This window comes from Streptacidiphilus monticola (assembly GCF_042658505.1).
Taxonomy (GTDB): domain Bacteria; phylum Actinomycetota; class Actinomycetes; order Streptomycetales; family Streptomycetaceae; genus Streptacidiphilus; species Streptacidiphilus monticola.
The window spans coordinates 1-1,228 of sequence record NZ_JBHSQJ010000223.1 but is presented as its reverse complement, the minus strand read 5'-3'; the positions used below and the strand labels follow the sequence as shown (position 1 = coordinate 1,228).

Here is a 1,228-nt window from a genome sequence, read left to right as displayed (position 1 = left end):
GGCGTGCAGGACGAGGGTGGTGCCGAGGGCGGTGAGGGTGAGGACGGCGGTGAGGAGGAGGGTCAGGCGGGTGCGCAGGGTCATGGGGTGCGGCCTCGTAGCAGGGGGGTGGCGATGGCGGCGGCGAGGGTGAGTGCGGCGGTGGCGGCGGTGAGGGTGGTGTGCGGGCCGTAGGCGGTCCAGGCGGCGCCGATGCCGAGCGAGCACAGGAAGCGGGCGAGGGCCTGGGCGGTGCCGGTGAGGGCGAGGCCGGTGCCGCGCAGGTGCTCGGGGACGGTATCGGCGACGGCGGCGGGCAGTACGCCGTCGGTGGCGGCGTAGAACGCGCCGTGCAGGGTCAGGACCAGGCAGGGCAGCGCCGGGGTGGCGGGCCCGGCCAGCAGCAGGGTGTAGCCGGCCAGCAGGAGGGCGTGGCCGGTGAGGAAGACCGGGGTGCGGCCGATCCGGTCGGCGAGCAGGCCGGCCGGGACGGCCAGGAGCAGGAACACGGTGGCGGTGCCCAGCGGGAGCAGTGGGAACCAGCGGGTGTCGAGGTCGGCCCGTTTCTGCAGCATCAGGTAGAGGAAGGAGTCGGAGACGGTGGTCAGGGCGAGCAGGGCCGCGGCGCCGGTCAGGGCGCGCAGGCGCCGGTCGCGGAGCAGGGTGAGGGCGGCGCGCAGGTCGGCGGGGTGCTGGGGGGCCGGGCCGCGGGTGCCGGGGACGAACAGGAGCAGCAGCAGGACGCCGAGGGCGGCGATGCAGCCGGAGACGCCGAAGACGGCGTCGTAGCCGTCGGTGGCGGCGCGCAGGATGAGGTAGGCGGTCAGGGGGCCGAGGAGGGCGCCGGTGGTGTCCAGGGCGCGGTGGACGCCGAAGGCGCGGCCGCGGTTGTGGGGGGTGGAGTTGAGGGAGATGAGGGCGTCGCGGGGGGCGGTGCGCAGGCCCTTGCCGGTGCGTTCGAGGGCGAGGACGGCGCCGAGCGGGGTGAGGGTGTGGGTCAGCAGCAGCAGGGGTTTGCACAGGGCGGACAGGCCGTAGCCGAGCGCGGCGAGCAGTTTGTGGTTGCGGGCGCGGTCGGCCAGGTGGCCGCCCAGCAGCTGCACCAGGGCGCTGACGCCGTTGTAGAGGCCGTCCAGCACGCCGAACCCGAGCGGGGACAGCCCGAGCCCCGCGACCAGGTACAGCGGCAGCACGGCGGTGACCATCTCCGAGGAGACATCCGTGACCAGACTCACCGCACCCAGCGCCA

Annotated in this window: 1 protein-coding gene; it reads right to left on the bottom strand. The window is 75.2% G+C overall.

What is annotated here, in order from left to right; genetic code table 11:
• Window positions 1-80: 80 nt before the first annotated feature.
• A partial coding sequence (locus tag ACFP3V_RS31450) for an MFS transporter (RefSeq protein WP_380591141.1) occupies window positions 81-1,228 on the bottom strand: 1,148 nt, incomplete at its 5' end.